We start from the raw sequence: 15,853 nt of genomic DNA on the forward strand, positions 1-15,853 counted from the left end.
GCTAAGGATCGGGCCGGGAGGCAGGGGTCTAGCCACCCTTGTCTCCCTAGCCTGATGATGATGCGTCCTGCGGTCGTTTGCAAGGCAGGCCTCTGCGGTGCGGTGGCGCAGCGGAACGCGGGAATTCCACGATGGCGAACAATGAGCTTAGGCCCCGCCCACCGGTCCCCGGTATTCGACTATCGGGCAACTTGACCCTGTCGGGCACGGGGGGATTTCGTGGATGCCGCAGAACAATCGGGGAGGGAAGGTGGTGCGCGCAGGATGGCTGGGCGCCGCCGGGCTGGCGCTGTTGCTGGCCGGGCCGGCGGGAGACGTCGCGGCAGACATGGTTCCGGTGCCCGATGGCTACCGGATGGCCGAATACCGGTCGCCCACCCCGGCGTCGTTGCCCGGGGCCGAGACGGTGGACACGGTGCGGGCCCGCGCTCTGGTGGAGTCGGGTGCGGCCCTTCCCATCAACGTGATGAAGCTGGACCGCAGCACGCTGCCCGGCGGTCCCTGGCTGGTTCCGAAGCCCTTTCCGCAGATCCCCGGCAGCGTCTGGCTGCCCAACGTCGGGCTCGGCGCGCTGACGCCGGAGCTGGACGGCTATTTCCGGTCCAACCTGGAGCGGCTGACCGGCGGCGACCGCGGGCGCGGCCTGCTGTTCTACTGTCTGGCGGATTGCTGGATGTCGTGGAACGCGGGCAAGCGCGCCCTGGAGATGGGCTACCGCCGCGTCCACTGGTACCGCGACGGGGCGGACGGCTGGGCCGAGGCCGGCCTGCCGACCGAGAACGGGAAGCCGGTTGCGGTCGCCGCACCGTAACCGGCCTTTCGATGCTTACTGCTTCAGCGACTTCAGGAAGGCGATCAGATAGTCCTGCTCCGCCGGGTCGGTGATGGCGACGTGCCGCATGCGGGTGCCGGGCACGAAGTTGTCGTTGCCGGCGATCCAGTGGCGCAGGTTGTCCTCGGTCCAGGTGATGTTGGACGTCTTCAGCGCGTTGGAATAGTCGAAGCGCGGGATCGAGCCGGCCTTGCGCCCGACGACGTTGTACAGGCTCGGGCCGAAGGCGTTCTTACTGGAATCCAGCGAATGGCAGGCCGCGCACTGATGAAAGACCTGCTTGCCGGCGGCCTCCTCGGCCGTCTTGGGCTCGGGTCCGCTTTCGGCGTTGGCCGTCCCGGCGGCAAGCAGAAGGGCGGCGACGATGACGAATCTGGAAACGGTCATGTGAGATGGCTCCCCAGCCAGAAATCCGCGGCGCCGGTCGCGGCGGCGGTCGATGCCGCACATTTTAGGTGGCTGGGTCGGGCGGCCGAATTGGACTTTGGAACAAGCCCGCACAGGCAATGAGGTTTTGGGGCTGGTCCTCTTGCCTCACCCCCCATACTGCTCGTCGGTGACCTTTTCCATCCAGTCCACCGCCTTGCCGTCCAGTTGCTCCTGGATGGCGATGTGGGTCATGAACATGGTCGGCGACGCGCCGTGCCAGTGCTTCTCGCCGGGGGGAAACCAGACGACATCGCCGGGGCGGATTTCCTCGACGGGACCGCCCTCATGCTGGACCCGGCCGAAGCCGGCGGTGACGATCAGCGTCTGCCCCAGCGGATGGGTGTGCCACGCCGTACGGGCGCCGGGTTCGAAGGTGACGCTGGCCGCCGCCGTGCGGGCCGGAGCGCTGGCCTGGATGATGGGGTCGATGCGGACGGTGCCGGTGAACCAGTCGGCAGGTCCGGTGACGGATGGCTGCGTGCCAATCCGGGTGATGTCCATTGTCAAATCCTCCGCTCGCTGCCCCAGGTCCGGGGCCGTCTGGCAGAAACAGGCAGGGAGGGCGGATGTGACCTTTCGGCGGTCCGTGGAGCAGGCACAGGAGGGGAGGTGGTGCGGGCGGTCGGACTCGAACCGACATATCCGTGAGGACGGCGGATTTTGAGTCCGCTGCGTCTACCAATTCCGCCACGCCCGCACGGTGCCTGCCGGACCCGGCGCTCGCGGCGACCGGTGCCCGCTATATAGAGGGGAAATGGCCCTGGGACAAAGTGTTTTGTGCGGATGCGTCGGCGTGTCTGGCCTAAGCCTGTGGGGCGCGCTAATCTCACCCTCATGACGAACCGCCTCCCCATCGACGATCCGCGCTACACCGCCGGGCTTCTGGCCATCGCCAGCGCCGGCGTGCTGGCCGCCGCGCTGTTTTTCCAGTTCGTGCTGGGCTACCAGCCCTGCGTCCTGTGCCTGTGGCAGCGCGTGCCCTACGGCGCGGTCATGGCCTTCGGCATCGTGACCCTGCTGTTCCGCCAGTGGCGCGGGCTGGGCGACGCGCTGCTGGTGGCGAGCGGGCTGGCCCTGCTGGCCGGTGCCGGGATCGCCGCCTACCATGTGGGGGTGGAGCAGCATTGGTGGGCCGGTACCTCGGCCTGCGGCGCTGGCGGAGGACGCGCGCCCCAGACGCTGGAGGAGTTGCGCGCCCAGGTGCTCGCCGCCCCGGTCACCCGCTGCGACGAAGTGGCGTGGTCGCTGTTCGGGATCTCGATGGCGGGCTACAACGTCGTGATTTCGCTGGCGTTGTCCGCCTTCGCCTTCGCGGCGGCCCGTGCCGCCTACATCCGGACCTCGGTTTCCAGGACCTTCGCATGACCCCGCTCGACGCCACTGCCGCCACCGCTTCCACCCCGCCCACCGGCGAGTCGCCCGCCCCGCGGCCCCGCCCGCGCGGGCGCCTGCCCGGCGACCCGACTCCGGAACAGCGGCTGGCGCGGATCGTGCGCGTGGATCATGCCGGCGAGTATGGGGCCAAGCGCATCTACGAAGGCCAGCTCTCCGTCATGGGCCGCGGCCGGCACGCCAAGACCCTGCGCCACATGGCCGATCAGGAGCTGGAGCATCTCCAGTATTTCGAAAAGCAGCTTGTCGCCCGTCAGGTTCGCCCGACCGTGCTGCAGCCGCTGTGGCACGTCGCCGGCTTCCTGCTGGGCGCTGGAACCGCGGTGATGGGCGAGCGGGCGGCCATGGCCTGCACCGTTGCCGTCGAGCAGGTCATCGACGGCCATTACGAGGCGCAGCTGAAGCACCTCGGCCCGGAAGAGGAGGAGTTGAAGACCTCCATCCTCAAATTCCAGGCGGAAGAGGTGGAGCATCGCGACATTGGCCTGCTCAACGGCGCGGAGCAGGCCCCAGCCTATCCGGTGCTGTCGGCCGCCATCAAGGCCGGCACCAAGGCGGTCATCTGGGTGGCCGAACGGGTGTGACGGGCGCGGGTGTGACCGGGGGGCGAGCGGAGCGGACTCAGGCGGCTTTGCCGTCCGCTCCGGTTTCCGCCGGGATGGGTGCCGGGGCGGGCGGCGTGCCGTAGATCTCGTCCTCGCTCCGCCCGCAGCCTTCGCAATAGCCATCCTCGCCGATGATGCAGATGCCCACGCAGGGATTCTCGTCGTCCATACCCAAATCTTTCCCGGTCCAGTCTTCCCGATCGCGGCGTTTCTATATCGGATCGAGTTCGGTGTCCCAATAAAGAAAATCCCGCCAACTTTCGTGAAGGAAGTTTGGCGGGAATGCACGTCCGTTCTCTTGAAGCTGGTAGGCACTCGGCTGGAACGGGGGACTGAGGGGGATCATGCCGCAACTGTGCGGCAGCCTGTTTCCCTTCGCCAGATTGCAGGCCGAGCAGGAGGTGACGACGTTGTCCCAGGTGGTGCGCCCGCCGCGCGACCGTGGAATGACGTGGTCGAAGGTCAGTTCCTGCGTGGGAAAGTGGTGGCCGCAATACTGGCAGGTGAAGCGGTCGCGCAGGAAAACGTTGAATCGGGTGAAGGCCGGCCGCCGCGTCGCCGGGATGAACTCCTTCAACGAAATGACGCTCGGCAGCTTGACCTCGAAAGTGGGGGAGCGGACGACGCGATCATATTCGGAGATGATGTTCACCCGGTCCAGAAAGACGGCCTTGACCGCCTCCTGCCAGGACCAGAGCGACAGAGGGAAGTAGCTGAGCGGCCGAAAGTCGGCGTTCAGCACCAGGGCCGGACAGTGATCGGGTGGTGGAGCCAATGGCCACTCCCTTATCTGAGACGTGTCTGGAACCTTTCTGGTGTTCCGCTCCCCCTTGCGGGATGACACGCCGCCGGGTGACCGGAACACCAGATACATAGTTGATTTGTGCTTCGAACTCAATATGTCGCGCCGCACTGCGTCATTTCTTCACGATCCTGTAACCCTTTCGATGGGCAGGGCTCCGGCGTTTCCGGCAGGGCGACAGGATACCTGTGACATTTGGTTGTGGTGCCTTGAACATGCATTTTCCGACATCGTGGTTACTGAGCGTTAACCATGCTCTGAGATGGTGACGGCGCCCTAGGGGGACGCTTTCAAAGGGAACATCCATGAGCGCCACGATCATCGACCTTGCCGAGAAACGCGCCGAGCGCGAAGAGCGCGACCGCCAGCGCCGCATTGACGCCTTCGACCGCGAACTGCGCCGCCGCCTCGCCATGTATCTGGAGGGCGAGGACATCCCGGTCGAGCCGATCAAGGACAATCCCTACATCTGACCCCCGCCATCCGCGTCCTCCATCCGCGGCGCCCGACCCACATGCGGGCCGGGCGCGGTTGGGGTATAAGGCGGGAATGACCGACGTCGTCACCCGCTTTGCGCCGAGCCCGACCGGCCATCTCCATCTCGGGCACGCCCATTCCGCTCTGTTTGGCTGGACCACCGCCCGTAAGGCCGGAGGGCGCTTCCTGCTGCGCATCGAGGACATCGACCCGCAGCGCTGCCGTTCCGAGTTCGACCGCGACCTGCGCGAGGATCTGGCCTGGCTGGGCCTGACCTGGGAAGAGCCGGTGCGCCGCCAGTCGGAGCATCTCGACGATTACCGCGCTGCCTTGGCGCGGCTCGGTGGCCTGGGCGCCGTCTACCCCTGCTTCTGCACCCGCAAGGACATTGCTGCGGAGATCGCCCGCGCCGGCCATGCCCCGCACGGGCCGGATGGTCCGCTCTATCCGGGTACCTGCCGTGGTCTATCGGAACTTGAGCGGGAAGACCGCGTCGCTGCGGGCCAAGCCTATGCCTTGCGGCTGGATGTGGAGAAGGCCATGGCGATGACTGGACCGCTGCGCTGGCACGACCGGCGGCGCGGCTGGCAGGACGCCACGCCGGGCATCCTGGGCGACGTCGTCCTGGCCCGCAAGGACGCCCCGACGAGCTATCATCTGGCGGTTACCGTGGACGATCACCTCCAGGGCGTGACCCTGGTGACGCGCGGCGAGGACCTTTTTTTCGCGACGCACGTGCATCGTCTTCTTCAAGAACTTCTTCGAGTCGTCCCTCCCGATTACGAACATCACTCTTTGCTGGTGAATGAGCGGGGCGAGCGTCTTGCCAAGCGGGACAACGCCAAGACCTTGCGATCTCTTCGGGAATCAGGGCTGACAGCGGCGGAGGTGCGCGCCTCGGCCGGCTTTCCGGAAGAGTTATGATCTACCACCAACTGTGTATTACAATGATTGCCAATCTATCCGTTTGAGGCGGGTCGCCTGGAAACTCCTTCCTCTTGCACGTATCTTTTGAATCGCGACCGATTGTTTGCACTTCCCAATGGTTGGCGCCAAATGGTCGGCCGGCTTGCAATCCGAAGGGGGCAAGCGATGCGAGAGGAGGATGTGGCGGGGGACGGCCGTCGTCCCGCCGCCTCCGCCGGACTGCGGCGGGTTTTCGACGCGATCGGCGTGGCGGTCGCCCTGCTCGATCGCCAGGGACGCATTGCCGATCTCAACGCGGCGATGCTGCGCGCCATCGGATGCCCGCAAGATCTGCTGATCGGGCAACCCATGGCCGGCGCGTTCGTCTGGGGCGGCCGGGAGGACGCGGCGGAGCGCTTCGCCCAGGCGATGGCCGCCGCGGGGCGGGGGCTGGTCCAGGAACTGAGCCTGACGGGTGACGGAAACTGGTTCGACATCGCGCTGACGCCGCTGACGGCGGAGCCCGGTGGCGAGCCCACCGGCATCGTCATGACCGCGGCGGACGCCAACCGCCGCATGGGCGTGGAGGCACGGCTGCGCGGACAGGAGGATCGCCTGCGCGCCGCGCAGGACGAGGTGAAGCGCGCCGGCCAGACCAAGGTGCGCTTCCTGGCGGCAGCCAGCCATGACCTGCGCCAGCCTGCCCAGTCGCTCACCCTGTTCGGCGCGGTCCTGGCGGAACGGCTGGCCGATCATCCGCAGTTGCCGCTGGTCCAGACGATGAACCGGGCGATCGAGGCGATGCGCGGCCTGCTCGACGCGTTGCTGGACGTGTCCCGGCTCGACTCCGGGATCGTCTCGCCCGACATGGCGCCTTTCGCGGTGGCCGAAATGATGGAGCGTCTGAAGGCCGACTACAGCCCGCGCGCGGCCGCCAAAGGACTGAAGCTGCGGGTGCGCCCGCTGAAGGCGCAGGTCCGCAGCGACGCCGCCCTGCTGGAACGGCTGTTGCGTCACCTGCTCGACAATGCGGTGCGCTACACGGCGTCCGGTGGCGTCCTCCTGGGGTGCCGGCGGCGGGGGATGATGCTGTGCATCGAGGTGGCGGACACGGGCATCGGCATCCCCACCGACAAACTTGACGAGATTTTCGAGGAGTTCGTTCAGCTCGGCAACGTCGAACGCGACCGCAGCCGTGGCCTCGGCCTCGGGCTGGCGGTGGTGAGGCGGCTGTCGCGTCTGCTTGGCCTGCCGGTCCGCGTGCGGTCGCGTATGGGGCGGGGCACATGCTTTACGGTGGAGGTTCCCTTGCACGCTTCCTGGAATCCCAACGCGACGGAACGCGCCATGCCGTCCTTGGAACGGCCCGGCGCGCTGGCCCTGATCATCGACGACGAGGAACTGATCCTGCAGAGCCTGCGGCTTGTGCTGGAGCAGTGGGGGTGGGATGTGCTGGCCGCCGCGTCGGGGGAGGAGGCGCTGCGCCAGCTCGACGGGGCGGAGCGGCTTCCCGATGTCATCATCGCCGACTACCGCCTGCGCCACGGGCGGACGGGGGTGGACGCCATCCGCGACGTCCACGCTTTCGCCGGAGACCTCATCCCGGCGATCCTGCTGACCGGCGACACCAGCCCCGACCGCATCCGCGAGGCGCGGCGCAGCGGCTTCACCCTGCTGCACAAGCCGGTCACCCTGTCCGAGCTGTCGTCCCACCTGGAGGAGGCTCGGGCGCGCGCCGCGGCGGAATGACCGGCGGAACGGTTGTTGAGGTCGCAGCGCCTACCGCCGCAGGCCCCGCACGATCTCCAGATAGTCCGGCTCATCCGGCGTCAGCCAGCCGTGACGGACCATGAAGTCGATGACGACGAGATTCACGTTGAATTTCCAGTCCTTCGTCGCGCGCACCGACTCTGCGACGCGGTCCAGCGGCCACAGCTCGAACCGTTCGACCTCGCCGTCGGTGTTTTGCGGGACGAAATCCGCGTCGAGTTCCAGGTCGTAGAGGAACAGCGTGTCCTGCTTCAGCCCGGCCTCCGTCTCCATGCGGTAGGTGACGGCCCCGACGGGGACGGCACGGGACGCCAGGGCGGCGTCGATCCCCGCCTCCTCCTGCGCTTCCTTGACGAGGTTCTCCGCCAGCGTCAGGCCGATCGGCTGGCCGCCGGCGATCATGTTGTCGAGCTTGCCCGGCGCCACCTCGCGGTCGCGGGCGCGGCGCCCGATCCACAGCGACAGGCCGCCGTCCGGCTGGCGGACGAAACCGTTGACGTGCAGCCCGTAGGCGGGGGTGCCGAACTGCGCCACCACCGCGCGGTCGATGCGCATCAGCGGCTCGGCTCCCCAGGACGGCATGACCGGGTAGAACTCGCCGCGCAGGGCGGAAACCGCCCCCGTCTCGACGAGGAACTGGGCGGCGTGCGCCAGCACGGAGGACCGCGCCTCGAAGTCGCGGACCTCCGGGGCCAGCGTCACCCGGTCGGTGGTGACGACGAAGCCCGGATCGACGCCGGGAAGCTGCTCGGCCAGCGCGTGGCGGACCCAGCCGAGACGATGGCCTTCCAGCTCGAACGGACGGAAACCGGAAAGGTCGTGCGCGTTGCACGCGCGGATGTGGTCGAGGAAGCTCATGCGACCCCGTGTAGCCGCAGCGCCCCCCGCTGTGCAACCGTTCTTCCGGGAACCGATTCCTCGCCAGTCGCCCGGCCAGCCAAAAGCAATGCCAACCGGTTGCAAAGGACGTGCTTGCGGCGTACACACACGGCCTATCGGACTCGGGAGAACAGGGCGATGCCGGCGGCGTTCGGGGATTTTTCGGTTCTTGTGATAGAGGACGAGAGCTTCACCCGCATGGTGTTGGCGAAGATGCTGGCCACGCTGGGTTTCCGCTCCGTCCATCAGGCCGCCGACGGCGAGGCCGGGCTGGCCGCCGTACAGGCGCATCAACCCGATCTGGTCGTCTGCGATGTGGAGATGCAGCCGATGGACGGGTTGGGATTTCTGAAGGCCTTGCGGACCAGCCCCGACGCCCGCCACCGCGCGCTGCCGGTGGTCTTCATGACGAACCGCACCGACCAGAGCCGCATGGACGAAGCCGCAGCCTTTGGCGCCGACACCTTCATCGTCAAGCCGGCCACGCCGGAGTCGTTGAAGGGGACGCTGGGCGCCAAGCTCGGCTGAGGACGCGTTGCGACCAAGGACGGCCCCGCCGGTCACACTTTTTCCCCGACCTGTGGCAGGACTGCAAAAACGCGGCCAAGTGCTTGATTCCAGCCGTCTTCCGTAATCCCCACGGATTGTGCGCCGCAATGGCAAAGGCGGCTCACCCAAATTCTGCCTTGTTGATCTGCTGTGATGAGGCTCACCATCCTTCTTTGGAAGGTGTGGACCACGCCCGTCGCCCATGCGTTAATATCCTGAGGCAAGGCGGCGATGGGCGCGGAAGCGGGTTGTTAAGGAATATCCGTCACGCTTGCTGTTAACCGTAGCGCCTTAGTTGGTTAGGGCGCGAGGATGCACTGGAGGTCGATGGGTGATCGGCAAGGTCCAGCGAGTCCCCGACGAACGGCATCCGGGCTGCGCTCCGGAAGCCGGTTGCAAATCTCAGCCCTGCCGACCTTCGTTTTTCTTGCGGCCCGTTCCGCCGGTGCTTGCACCCCGGCCATTCCGGACAACCCGGCCGCGTGGTCTATTACAAATGACCGGTGTCTCCGGCCGCCTCTCTTTTCAGACTATCAAGGCTTTCCTCCTGGAAAGCTCTAGGTCGAGCATTACATTCAGTTTTGAAGCATTCGAGTTTAGCACTCCGAAGGGGGCGCTTCATTTGAACCGCAACTGGATAAAAGGTCTGGCTTTCGACGGTGAGCGGGGGTGCCGCGGGACCGTTGTGTCCGTGACGCCCCAGAGTTCGCACCTGCGGCAGGTGCCGCCCCCGCCGCCCGGGTCCCCCGGCGGCAGCCCCGACGCATCGGACTAAGAGACACGGAGAGCGGAATGTTCCCGGCCGACGAACTGTTCACGCGCTACACACAGTCCTACGAGGGGCGCCGTGAGGTCGAGATGAGCCTCACGGAATACCTCCAGGAATGCCGCGACGACCCGATGATGTATGCCTCCGCGCCGGAGCGCATCCTCGCCGCCATCGGCGAACCGGAAATCGTCGACACCGCCAAGGACCCGCGCCTTGGCCGAATCTTCATGAACCGGACGATCAAGATCTATCCGGCCTTCGCCGACTTCTACGGCATGGAGGAGACGATCGAGCGGATCGTCGGCTTCTTCCGCCACGCCGCGCAGGGTCTGGAGGAGCGCAAGCAGATCCTCTACCTGCTGGGGCCGGTGGGCGGCGGCAAGTCGTCGCTGGCGGAGCGGCTGAAGTCGCTGATGGAGAAATGCCCGGTCTATGTGCTGAAGGCCGGCAAGGAGATCAGCCCGGTCTTCGAAAGCCCGCTCGGCCTCTTCAACCCGGACGAGATGGGCGACCTGCTGGAGGACCGTTACGGCATCCCGCGCCGCCGCCTGACCGGGCTGATGAGCCCCTGGGCGGTGAAGCGGCTGGACGAGTTCGGCGGCGACATCTCCCGCTTCCGCGTCGTCAAGCTGCACCCCAGCAAGCTGCGCCAGATCTGCGTCACCAAGACGGAGCCGGGCGACGAGAACAACCAGGACATCTCCTCGCTGGTCGGCAAGGTCGACATCCGCAAGCTGGAGGTGTACAGCCAGAACGATCCCGACGCCTACAGCTTCTCCGGCGGCCTGAACCGGGCCAGCCAGGGCCTGCTGGAATTCGTCGAGATGTTCAAGGCCCCGATCAAGATGCTCCACCCGCTGCTGACGGCGACCCAGGAGGGCAACTACGTCGGCTCGGAGAACATCGGCGCCATCCCGTTCCAGGGCATCATCCTCGCCCACTCGAACGAGGCGGAGTGGCAGTCCTTCAAGAACAACAAGAACAACGAAGCCTTCATCGACCGCATCTGCGTCATCAAGGTCCCCTACTGCCTGCGCGTGCAGGAGGAGCAGCGGATCTACGACAAGCTGGTCAAGGGCTCCGACCTCGCGACCGCGCCCTGCGCGCCGTCAACGTTGGAGATGCTGGCGAAGTTCTCGGTGCTGTCGCGCATGCGCGACCATCCGAACTCCAGCCTCTACTCCAAGATGCGCGTCTACGACGGCGAGAGCATGAAGGAGACCGACCCCAAGGCCAAGTCCATGCAGGAATACCGCGACCAGGCGGGCGTGGACGAGGGCATGGACGGCATCTCCACCCGCTTCGCCTTCAAGGTGCTGGCCGCGACCTTCAACTACGACTCCAACGAGATCTCGGCCGATCCCGTCCATCTGATGTACATCCTGGAGCAGTCAATCAAGCGGGAGCAGTTTCCCGACGACACCGAGAAGAAGTACATCGAGTTCATCAAGGCCGAGATGGCGCCGCGCTATGCGGAGTTCATCGGCAACGAGATCCAGAAGGCGTATCTGGAGTCCTACAGCGACTACGGGCAGAACCTGTTCGACCGCTATGTGGACTACGCCGACGCGTGGATCGAGGACCAGGACTTCAAGGATCCGGACACCGGCCAGTTGATGAACCGCGAGCTTCTGAACCAGGAGCTGACCAAGATCGAGAAGCCCGCCGGGATCGCCAACCCGAAGGACTTCCGAAACGAGGTCGTCAAGTTCGCGTTGCGCGCGCGGGCGGCGAACGCCGGGCGCAACCCCTCCTGGACGTCCTACGAGAAAATCCGTGAGGTGATCGAGAAACGCATGTTCTCCCAGGTGGAGGATCTGCTTCCGGTCATCAGCTTCGGGTCCAAGAAGGACGGCGAGACCGAGAAGAAGCACAACGAGTTCGTGTCGCGCATGATGTCGCGCGGCTACACCGAGCGGCAGGTCCGCCGGTTGGTCGAGTGGTACATGCGCGTGAAGCAGGCCGGCTGACGGCCCGCTTCGCCACACGAGCGTGAACGGGTAGGAGGGGCTCCCCCTTGATGAACATCATCGACCGTCGCCTGAATCCGCAAGGCAAGAGCCTGGCCAACCGCCAGCGTTTCCTGCGCCGTGCCAAGGAGCAGGTGGTGAAGGCGGTGCGGGATGCCTCCGGCAAACGCGGCATCCAGGACATCGAAAACGGCGAGAAGGTGACCATCTCGACCGGCGGCGTGCGGGAGCCCTCCTTCCACCGCTCCGGGGCCGGCGGCGTGCGCGACTACGTCGTGCCGGGCAACAAGGAGTATGTGGAGGGAGACACCATCGCGCGGCCCGAGAGCGGCGGCGGTCGGGGCGGCAACGAAGGCAGTCCGGACGGGGAGGGCGACGACGACTTCCGCTTCGTCCTGTCCCGCGAGGAGTTCCTGGACATCTTCCTGGAGGACCTGGAGCTTCCCGACCTCGTCAAGCAGAAGGTCAAGCAGACGGAGTCCCACTCGCTGACGCGGGCGGGCTATTCGGTGACCGGCTCGCCGGCCAACCTGAACCTCGTCCGCACCATGCGCAACAGCCTCAGCCGGCGCATCGCGCTGAAGCGCCCCAAGCCGGCGGACATGCTGGAGTTGGAGGCTCTTCTGCGCGAGGCGGAGGACCGCGGCGAGGATCCCGAGAAGCTGCGGGAGATGCGCGACCAGTTGGAGCGGCACTATCTTCGCTCCAAGCGCATCCCCTTCATCGATCCGATCGACGTCCGCTACAACCGGTTCGAGACGGTGCCGAAGCCCATCGCGCAGGCGGTCATGTTCTGCCTGATGGACGTCTCCGGCTCGATGACCGAGCACATGAAGGACCTCGCCAAGCGCTTCTTCATGCTGCTGTTCCTGTTCCTGAAGCGGCGCTACCGGTCGGTGGATATCGTCTTCATCCGCCACACCCACGAGGCCAAGGAGGTGGACGAGGACACGTTCTTCTACTCCACCGAGACCGGCGGCACCGTGGTCTCCACGGCGCTGGAGGAGATGCAGCGCATCGTCAAGGAGCGCTATCCGGAGAACGAGTGGAACATCTACGCTGCCCAGGCGTCGGACGGCGACAACATGTCGTCGGACAACGCGCGGTCGGCGGGTTTGCTGCGGGACGGCATCCTGCCGCTGTGCCAGTACTTCGCCTACATCGAGGTGGCGGCGGAGCACAACATGGGCCTGTCGGCGCTGGGCCGCGAGACGGAGTTGTGGCGGACCTACAAGACGGTCCAGGGACCGGACCTGCCGATCGCCATGCGCCGCGTCCGCTCCCGCCGGGAGATCTTCCCGGTCTTCCGCGACCTGTTCGCCCGCGAGAAGGCGGGGGCATAGGCGTCCTTGCCCCCACCCCAACCCTCCCCCGCTGACGCAGGGGAGGGGGCTTCGTTTCCCTCCCCTGCGAAGCGGGGGAGGGTCAGGGAGGGGGCGACGGCCGCCACCGCGACGTCGCACCAAAGAATCGGGGCCAACACCCCGCAGAGTTTGAGAGGATGTGAGGCATGAGCGCTGTGATCGACAAGACCGACAGCCTGCTCTACGACGGGGCGGACTGGGATTACGACCAGATCAAGCGCGTCTACGACGCCATCGAGGACATCGCCCTGAAGGACATGGGCCTCAACGTCTATCCCAACCAGATCGAGGTCATCACCGCCGAGCAGATGCTCGACGCCTATTCGTCCATCGGCATGCCGCTGATGTACAAGCACTGGTCCTTCGGCAAGCATTTCGCCCGCGACGAGATGCTCTACCGCAAGGGCTACCGCGGCCTCGCCTACGAGATCGTCATCAACTCCAGTCCCTGCATCAGCTACATCATGGAAGAGAACACCATGACGATGCAGACTCTGGTGATCGCCCACGCCGCCTTCGGCCACAACCACTTCTTCAAGAACAACCAGCTGTTCCAGCAGTGGACGGACGCCGAGGGCATCCTCGACTATCTGGAATTCGCCAAGTCCTACATCGCCCAGTGCGAGGACCGCTACGGCCACCACGCGGTGGAGCGGGTGCTCGACGCCGCCCACGCGCTGATGAACCAGGGCGTGCACAAATACCCGAAGAAGCGCAGCCTCGACCTGCGGCTGGAGCAGAAGCGCGAGCGGGAGCGGCAGGAGTACCAGGAGCAGACCTTCAACGACCTGTGGCGCACCGTGCCGAAGGTCGCCGTCGGCGGCAACCGTCCGTCCAAGTCGGTGTCGGAGCGCAAGAAGCTGCTCGGCCTGCCCGAAGAGAATCTGCTCTATTTCCTGGAGAAGAAAGCCCCGCGGCTGGAGCATTGGCAGCGCGAGATCCTCCGCATCGTCCGCCACATGGCCCAGTATTTCTACCCGCAGAAGCAAACCAAACTGATGAACGAGGGGTGTGCGACCTACACCCACTACACCATCCTGAACGAGATGCACCGGCGGGGGATGATCAGCGAAGGCGCGATGCTGGAATTCCTGCATTCGCACACCTCGGTGGTGTTCCAGCCGGAGTTCGACGACCAGCGCTTCTCGGGCATCAACCCCTACGCGCTGGGCTTCGCGATGATGCAGGACATCCAGCGCATCGCCGAGACCCCGACCGACGAGGACCGCTACTGGTTCCCCGACCTCGCCGGGCGGGGCGACGGCATGGGCGCGCTGCGCGACGCCTGGGCCAATTTCCGCGACGAGAGCTTCGTGCTCCAGTATCTCAGCCCGCACCTGATGCGGAAGTTCAAGATGTTCAGCGTGCGCGACGACGCGGAAGACCCCTATCTGCTGGTCGAGAACATCCACAACGAGCGCGGCTACCGCGGCATCCGCAAGCTGCTGGCGCGGCAGTACGACCTGGGCTTCCTGGAGCCGGACATCCAGATCGTCGACGTCGATCTGGCCGGCGACCGCAAGCTGATCCTGCACCATCGCGTGACCAACGGCGTGCTGCTGGACGAGAGCGACGCCAAGGCGGTGCTGCGCCACATCGCCAACCTGTGGGGCTACGAGGTCCAGCTCGTCGAGGTGTCGGCCCTGTCCGACGCCATCCTGAAGGAGCACGCCGTCACCGCACCCAGCGGCATCGGGGGGTGATGGGGGGGCGGAGTTCGGCCGCTCTTGCCCCCTCCCTAACCCTCCCCCGCTATCGCAGGGGAGGGGACTGCCGGTGCTTCGCGGAAGGCACCCTCTCCCGCGAGAGCGGGGGAGGGCCGGGGTGGGGGCAACACCCTCCCACCCGTTCCCGATAGGGTTTAGGCCGACCCCGACGCCTCCGGGTCCAGCGTGTACAGCTCCTGCGGGCGCGCCACGCCGCGCAGCAGGTAGCGCCCCACCGAGATCAGCCGCTCCCGGCATTCCGGGGCGGACTCGGTGAAGGCGGAGGACAGCAGGATGTCCTGGTCGAGCGACCGGCACATGGCGGCGATGCGGCTGGCCTCGTTCACCGCCGGGCCGACCACGGTGAAGTCCAGACGGTCCACCCCGCCGATGTTGCCGTAGAACACCTTCCCCTGGTGCAGCCCGAGATAGAAGCGCGTCACCGGCAACCCGGCGGCGGAGCGGCGGGCGTTCAGCTCCTTGCAGCGCGCCCGCGCCTCCTCGGCCGCGTCGAGGGCGGCGCGGCAGGCGTCCTCGGCGCTGGAGCGGTCGAAGACGGCCAGGATGCCGTCGCCCATGAACTTCAGCACCTGCCCGTGGTGCCGGTGGATCGCCGTCACCACCAGTTCCGCATAGTCGTTCAGCAGCGGCAGGATGGTTTCCGGGGCCGCCGTGTCGGTGATGCGGGTGAAGCCCTGGAGGTCGCTGAACCACAGCACGGCGTCCAGCTCCTCCGCCACGCCGCGGCGGATGTGGCCGCGCAGCACCCGGTGGCCGGCGTCCCGCCCCAGATAGGTCTCGGCCAGCGTGTTGGCGATGTGCGCCATGGCGTGGCCGCGCAGCGCCAGCGCCAGACTGCCGGTGAGGGTGAGCAGGGCGTCGCGCTGGGCGTCACTGAAACCGTCCGGATGGTGCGACACCCAGGAGGAGAAGATGCAGTCCAGCTCCCCGATGGCGGCGCGGGGGCCGAGCCGGTTGACGATGGCCATGTAGTCGGTGGCGCCCTGCGCCCGCAGCTCATCGACGATCGGGAACTCGCCGCCCTCCGCACCGTCGGTCAGCCGCAGCCGCAGCATCGTCTCGCCGGAGGTGTAGAGCCGGTGGAAGGGGCTGCGCAGCCATTTCTCGTCGATGTCGGGATCGCTGCCGTCGCCGCCATACTCGGTCCGGCGCACCTCGGCGGCGTTGCGCCCGCTGCTGTCCCAGGTGACGACATGGCCGGCGATGGTCGGGTGCAGCGTGTCCGCCCCGACCACCGTCCGGGTCAGCGGCACGCCCGCCGCGACCAGCCGTTCGCAGAAGCCGCCGATGAGGTCCGTCTCCGGCACCCCCCGCAGCCCGGCCTCCGCGATCCAGCGGCTGAGGTCGAGAATCCCTTGCGCATCCATGCCCGCCATCCTGCC

The 15,853-nt window shown here is 66.5% G+C and carries 16 protein-coding genes and 1 tRNA gene; 10 read left to right on the top strand and 7 right to left on the bottom strand.

What is annotated here, in order from left to right; translation table 11 throughout:
• The first annotated feature begins 223 nt into the window (after window positions 1–223).
• Window positions 224–811 carry a PQQ-dependent catabolism-associated CXXCW motif protein gene (locus AMK58_RS03545; protein WP_035682322.1) on the top strand — a complete coding sequence of 196 codons (588 nt, stop codon included), beginning with the start codon at window positions 224–226 and terminating at the stop codon, window positions 809–811.
• 15 nt (window positions 812–826) lie between these two features.
• Here AMK58_RS03545 and AMK58_RS03550 read toward each other — a convergent pair whose 3' ends face one another.
• The 3 genes from AMK58_RS03550 to AMK58_RS03560 form a co-directional block, all read right to left on the bottom strand.
• On the bottom strand, window positions 827–1,219 hold the full coding sequence (locus AMK58_RS03550) for a c-type cytochrome (protein ID WP_035682325.1): 393 nt from the start codon (window positions 1,217–1,219) through the stop codon (window positions 827–829).
• Window positions 1,220–1,366: 147 nt separating this feature from the next.
• A complete protein-coding gene (locus tag AMK58_RS03555; RefSeq protein WP_035682327.1) occupies window positions 1,367–1,762 on the bottom strand; it encodes a (R)-mandelonitrile lyase in 396 nt (131 codons plus the stop codon).
• Window positions 1,763–1,871: 109 nt separating this feature from the next.
• Window positions 1,872–1,958, bottom strand: a tRNA-Leu gene (locus AMK58_RS03560).
• Window positions 1,959–2,095: 137 nt separating this feature from the next.
• Between AMK58_RS03560 and AMK58_RS03565 the strand changes: the two genes are divergently transcribed.
• Both AMK58_RS03565 and AMK58_RS03570 read left to right on the top strand, forming a co-directional pair.
• Window positions 2,096–2,626, top strand: a complete 531-nt coding sequence (locus AMK58_RS03565) for a disulfide bond formation protein B (RefSeq protein ID WP_035682329.1) — start codon at window positions 2,096–2,098, stop codon at window positions 2,624–2,626.
• Window positions 2,623–3,237: a demethoxyubiquinone hydroxylase family protein gene (locus AMK58_RS03570; RefSeq protein WP_104675378.1), complete on the top strand. Its 615-nt coding sequence runs from the start codon at window positions 2,623–2,625 to the stop codon at window positions 3,235–3,237. Before AMK58_RS03565 ends, AMK58_RS03570 begins: the two co-directional genes overlap by 4 nt.
• A gap of 37 nt (window positions 3,238–3,274) precedes the next feature.
• Here the strand turns inward: AMK58_RS03570 and AMK58_RS29400 are convergent, their stop codons facing one another.
• Window positions 3,275–3,427 (bottom strand): DUF1289 domain-containing protein, encoded by a 153-nt coding sequence (locus AMK58_RS29400; RefSeq protein WP_079285116.1) that lies wholly within the window; start codon window positions 3,425–3,427, stop codon window positions 3,275–3,277.
• A gap of 42 nt (window positions 3,428–3,469) precedes the next feature.
• Window positions 3,470–4,033 carry an HNH endonuclease gene (locus AMK58_RS03575; protein ID WP_014241315.1) on the bottom strand — a complete coding sequence of 188 codons (564 nt, stop codon included), beginning with the start codon at window positions 4,031–4,033 and terminating at the stop codon, window positions 3,470–3,472.
• A 332-nt stretch (window positions 4,034–4,365) separates the two neighbouring features.
• Between AMK58_RS03575 and AMK58_RS30820 the strand changes: the two genes are divergently transcribed.
• The 3 genes from AMK58_RS30820 (at window position 4,366) to AMK58_RS03585 (ending at window position 7,192) form a co-directional block, all read left to right on the top strand.
• The gene (locus AMK58_RS30820; protein WP_014241314.1) at window positions 4,366–4,533 is read left to right on the top strand and encodes a hypothetical protein; all 168 of its coding nucleotides are present in this window, start codon (window positions 4,366–4,368) and stop codon (window positions 4,531–4,533) included.
• Window positions 4,534–4,609: 76 nt separating this feature from the next.
• Window positions 4,610–5,461 carry a tRNA glutamyl-Q(34) synthetase GluQRS gene (gene gluQRS / locus AMK58_RS03580; protein ID WP_035682332.1) on the top strand — a complete coding sequence of 284 codons (852 nt, stop codon included), beginning with the start codon at window positions 4,610–4,612 and terminating at the stop codon, window positions 5,459–5,461.
• A gap of 168 nt (window positions 5,462–5,629) precedes the next feature.
• Window positions 5,630–7,192 carry a hybrid sensor histidine kinase/response regulator gene (locus AMK58_RS03585; RefSeq protein ID WP_059398628.1) on the top strand — a complete coding sequence of 521 codons (1,563 nt, stop codon included), beginning with the start codon at window positions 5,630–5,632 and terminating at the stop codon, window positions 7,190–7,192.
• A gap of 30 nt (window positions 7,193–7,222) precedes the next feature.
• Here the strand turns inward: AMK58_RS03585 and AMK58_RS03590 are convergent, their stop codons facing one another.
• Window positions 7,223–8,071, bottom strand: coding sequence for a DUF4743 domain-containing protein (locus AMK58_RS03590; RefSeq protein ID WP_035682333.1), 849 nt, complete (start codon window positions 8,069–8,071; stop codon window positions 7,223–7,225).
• A 159-nt stretch (window positions 8,072–8,230) separates the two neighbouring features.
• Between AMK58_RS03590 and AMK58_RS03595 the strand changes: the two genes are divergently transcribed.
• From AMK58_RS03595 to AMK58_RS03610, 4 genes are all read left to right on the top strand, one after another.
• On the top strand, window positions 8,231–8,620 hold the full coding sequence (locus AMK58_RS03595; RefSeq protein WP_035682335.1) for a response regulator: 390 nt from the start codon (window positions 8,231–8,233) through the stop codon (window positions 8,618–8,620).
• An 813-nt stretch (window positions 8,621–9,433) separates the two neighbouring features.
• On the top strand, window positions 9,434–11,380 hold the full coding sequence (locus AMK58_RS03600) for a PrkA family serine protein kinase (protein ID WP_059398629.1): 1,947 nt from the start codon (window positions 9,434–9,436) through the stop codon (window positions 11,378–11,380).
• Window positions 11,381–11,430: 50 nt separating this feature from the next.
• Window positions 11,431–12,723 (top strand): YeaH/YhbH family protein, encoded by a 1,293-nt coding sequence (locus AMK58_RS03605; protein WP_035682340.1) that lies wholly within the window; start codon window positions 11,431–11,433, stop codon window positions 12,721–12,723.
• 167 nt (window positions 12,724–12,890) lie between these two features.
• Window positions 12,891–14,447 (top strand): SpoVR family protein, encoded by a 1,557-nt coding sequence (locus AMK58_RS03610; RefSeq protein ID WP_035682343.1) that lies wholly within the window; start codon window positions 12,891–12,893, stop codon window positions 14,445–14,447.
• A gap of 158 nt (window positions 14,448–14,605) precedes the next feature.
• On the opposite strand, the gene AMK58_RS03615 is transcribed toward AMK58_RS03610, so the two are convergent.
• Window positions 14,606–15,838, bottom strand: a complete 1,233-nt coding sequence (locus tag AMK58_RS03615; protein ID WP_035682345.1) for an adenylate/guanylate cyclase domain-containing protein — start codon at window positions 15,836–15,838, stop codon at window positions 14,606–14,608.
• Between the last annotated feature and the right edge of the window lie 15 nt (window positions 15,839–15,853).

Source organism: Azospirillum brasilense, assembly GCF_001315015.1.
Classification (GTDB): domain Bacteria; phylum Pseudomonadota; class Alphaproteobacteria; order Azospirillales; family Azospirillaceae; genus Azospirillum; species Azospirillum brasilense.

What these genes read in the sequence shown, in the direction of transcription:
- AMK58_RS29400 (WP_079285116.1), bottom strand. Translation starts at nt 3,427, where the DNA reads ATGGACGACGAGAATCCCTGCGTGGGCATCTGCATCATCGGCGAGGAT.
- AMK58_RS03590 (WP_035682333.1), bottom strand. Translation starts at nt 8,071, where the DNA reads ATGAGCTTCCTCGACCACATCCGCGCGTGCAACGCGCACGACCTTTCC.
- AMK58_RS03545 (WP_035682322.1), top strand. Translation starts at nt 224, where the DNA reads ATGCCGCAGAACAATCGGGGAGGGAAGGTGGTGCGCGCAGGATGGCTG.
- AMK58_RS03585 (WP_059398628.1), top strand. Translation starts at nt 5,630, where the DNA reads ATGCGAGAGGAGGATGTGGCGGGGGACGGCCGTCGTCCCGCCGCCTCC.
- AMK58_RS03615 (WP_035682345.1), bottom strand. Translation starts at nt 15,838, where the DNA reads ATGGATGCGCAAGGGATTCTCGACCTCAGCCGCTGGATCGCGGAGGCC.
- AMK58_RS03570 (WP_104675378.1), top strand. Translation starts at nt 2,623, where the DNA reads ATGACCCCGCTCGACGCCACTGCCGCCACCGCTTCCACCCCGCCCACC.
- AMK58_RS03605 (WP_035682340.1), top strand. Translation starts at nt 11,431, where the DNA reads ATGAACATCATCGACCGTCGCCTGAATCCGCAAGGCAAGAGCCTGGCC.
- AMK58_RS03600 (WP_059398629.1), top strand. Translation starts at nt 9,434, where the DNA reads ATGTTCCCGGCCGACGAACTGTTCACGCGCTACACACAGTCCTACGAG.
- AMK58_RS30820 (WP_014241314.1), top strand. Translation starts at nt 4,366, where the DNA reads ATGAGCGCCACGATCATCGACCTTGCCGAGAAACGCGCCGAGCGCGAA.
- AMK58_RS03595 (WP_035682335.1), top strand. Translation starts at nt 8,231, where the DNA reads ATGCCGGCGGCGTTCGGGGATTTTTCGGTTCTTGTGATAGAGGACGAG.
- AMK58_RS03565 (WP_035682329.1), top strand. Translation starts at nt 2,096, where the DNA reads ATGACGAACCGCCTCCCCATCGACGATCCGCGCTACACCGCCGGGCTT.
- AMK58_RS03555 (WP_035682327.1), bottom strand. Translation starts at nt 1,762, where the DNA reads ATGGACATCACCCGGATTGGCACGCAGCCATCCGTCACCGGACCTGCC.
- AMK58_RS03610 (WP_035682343.1), top strand. Translation starts at nt 12,891, where the DNA reads ATGAGCGCTGTGATCGACAAGACCGACAGCCTGCTCTACGACGGGGCG.
- AMK58_RS03550 (WP_035682325.1), bottom strand. Translation starts at nt 1,219, where the DNA reads ATGACCGTTTCCAGATTCGTCATCGTCGCCGCCCTTCTGCTTGCCGCC.
- gluQRS (WP_035682332.1), top strand. Translation starts at nt 4,610, where the DNA reads ATGACCGACGTCGTCACCCGCTTTGCGCCGAGCCCGACCGGCCATCTC.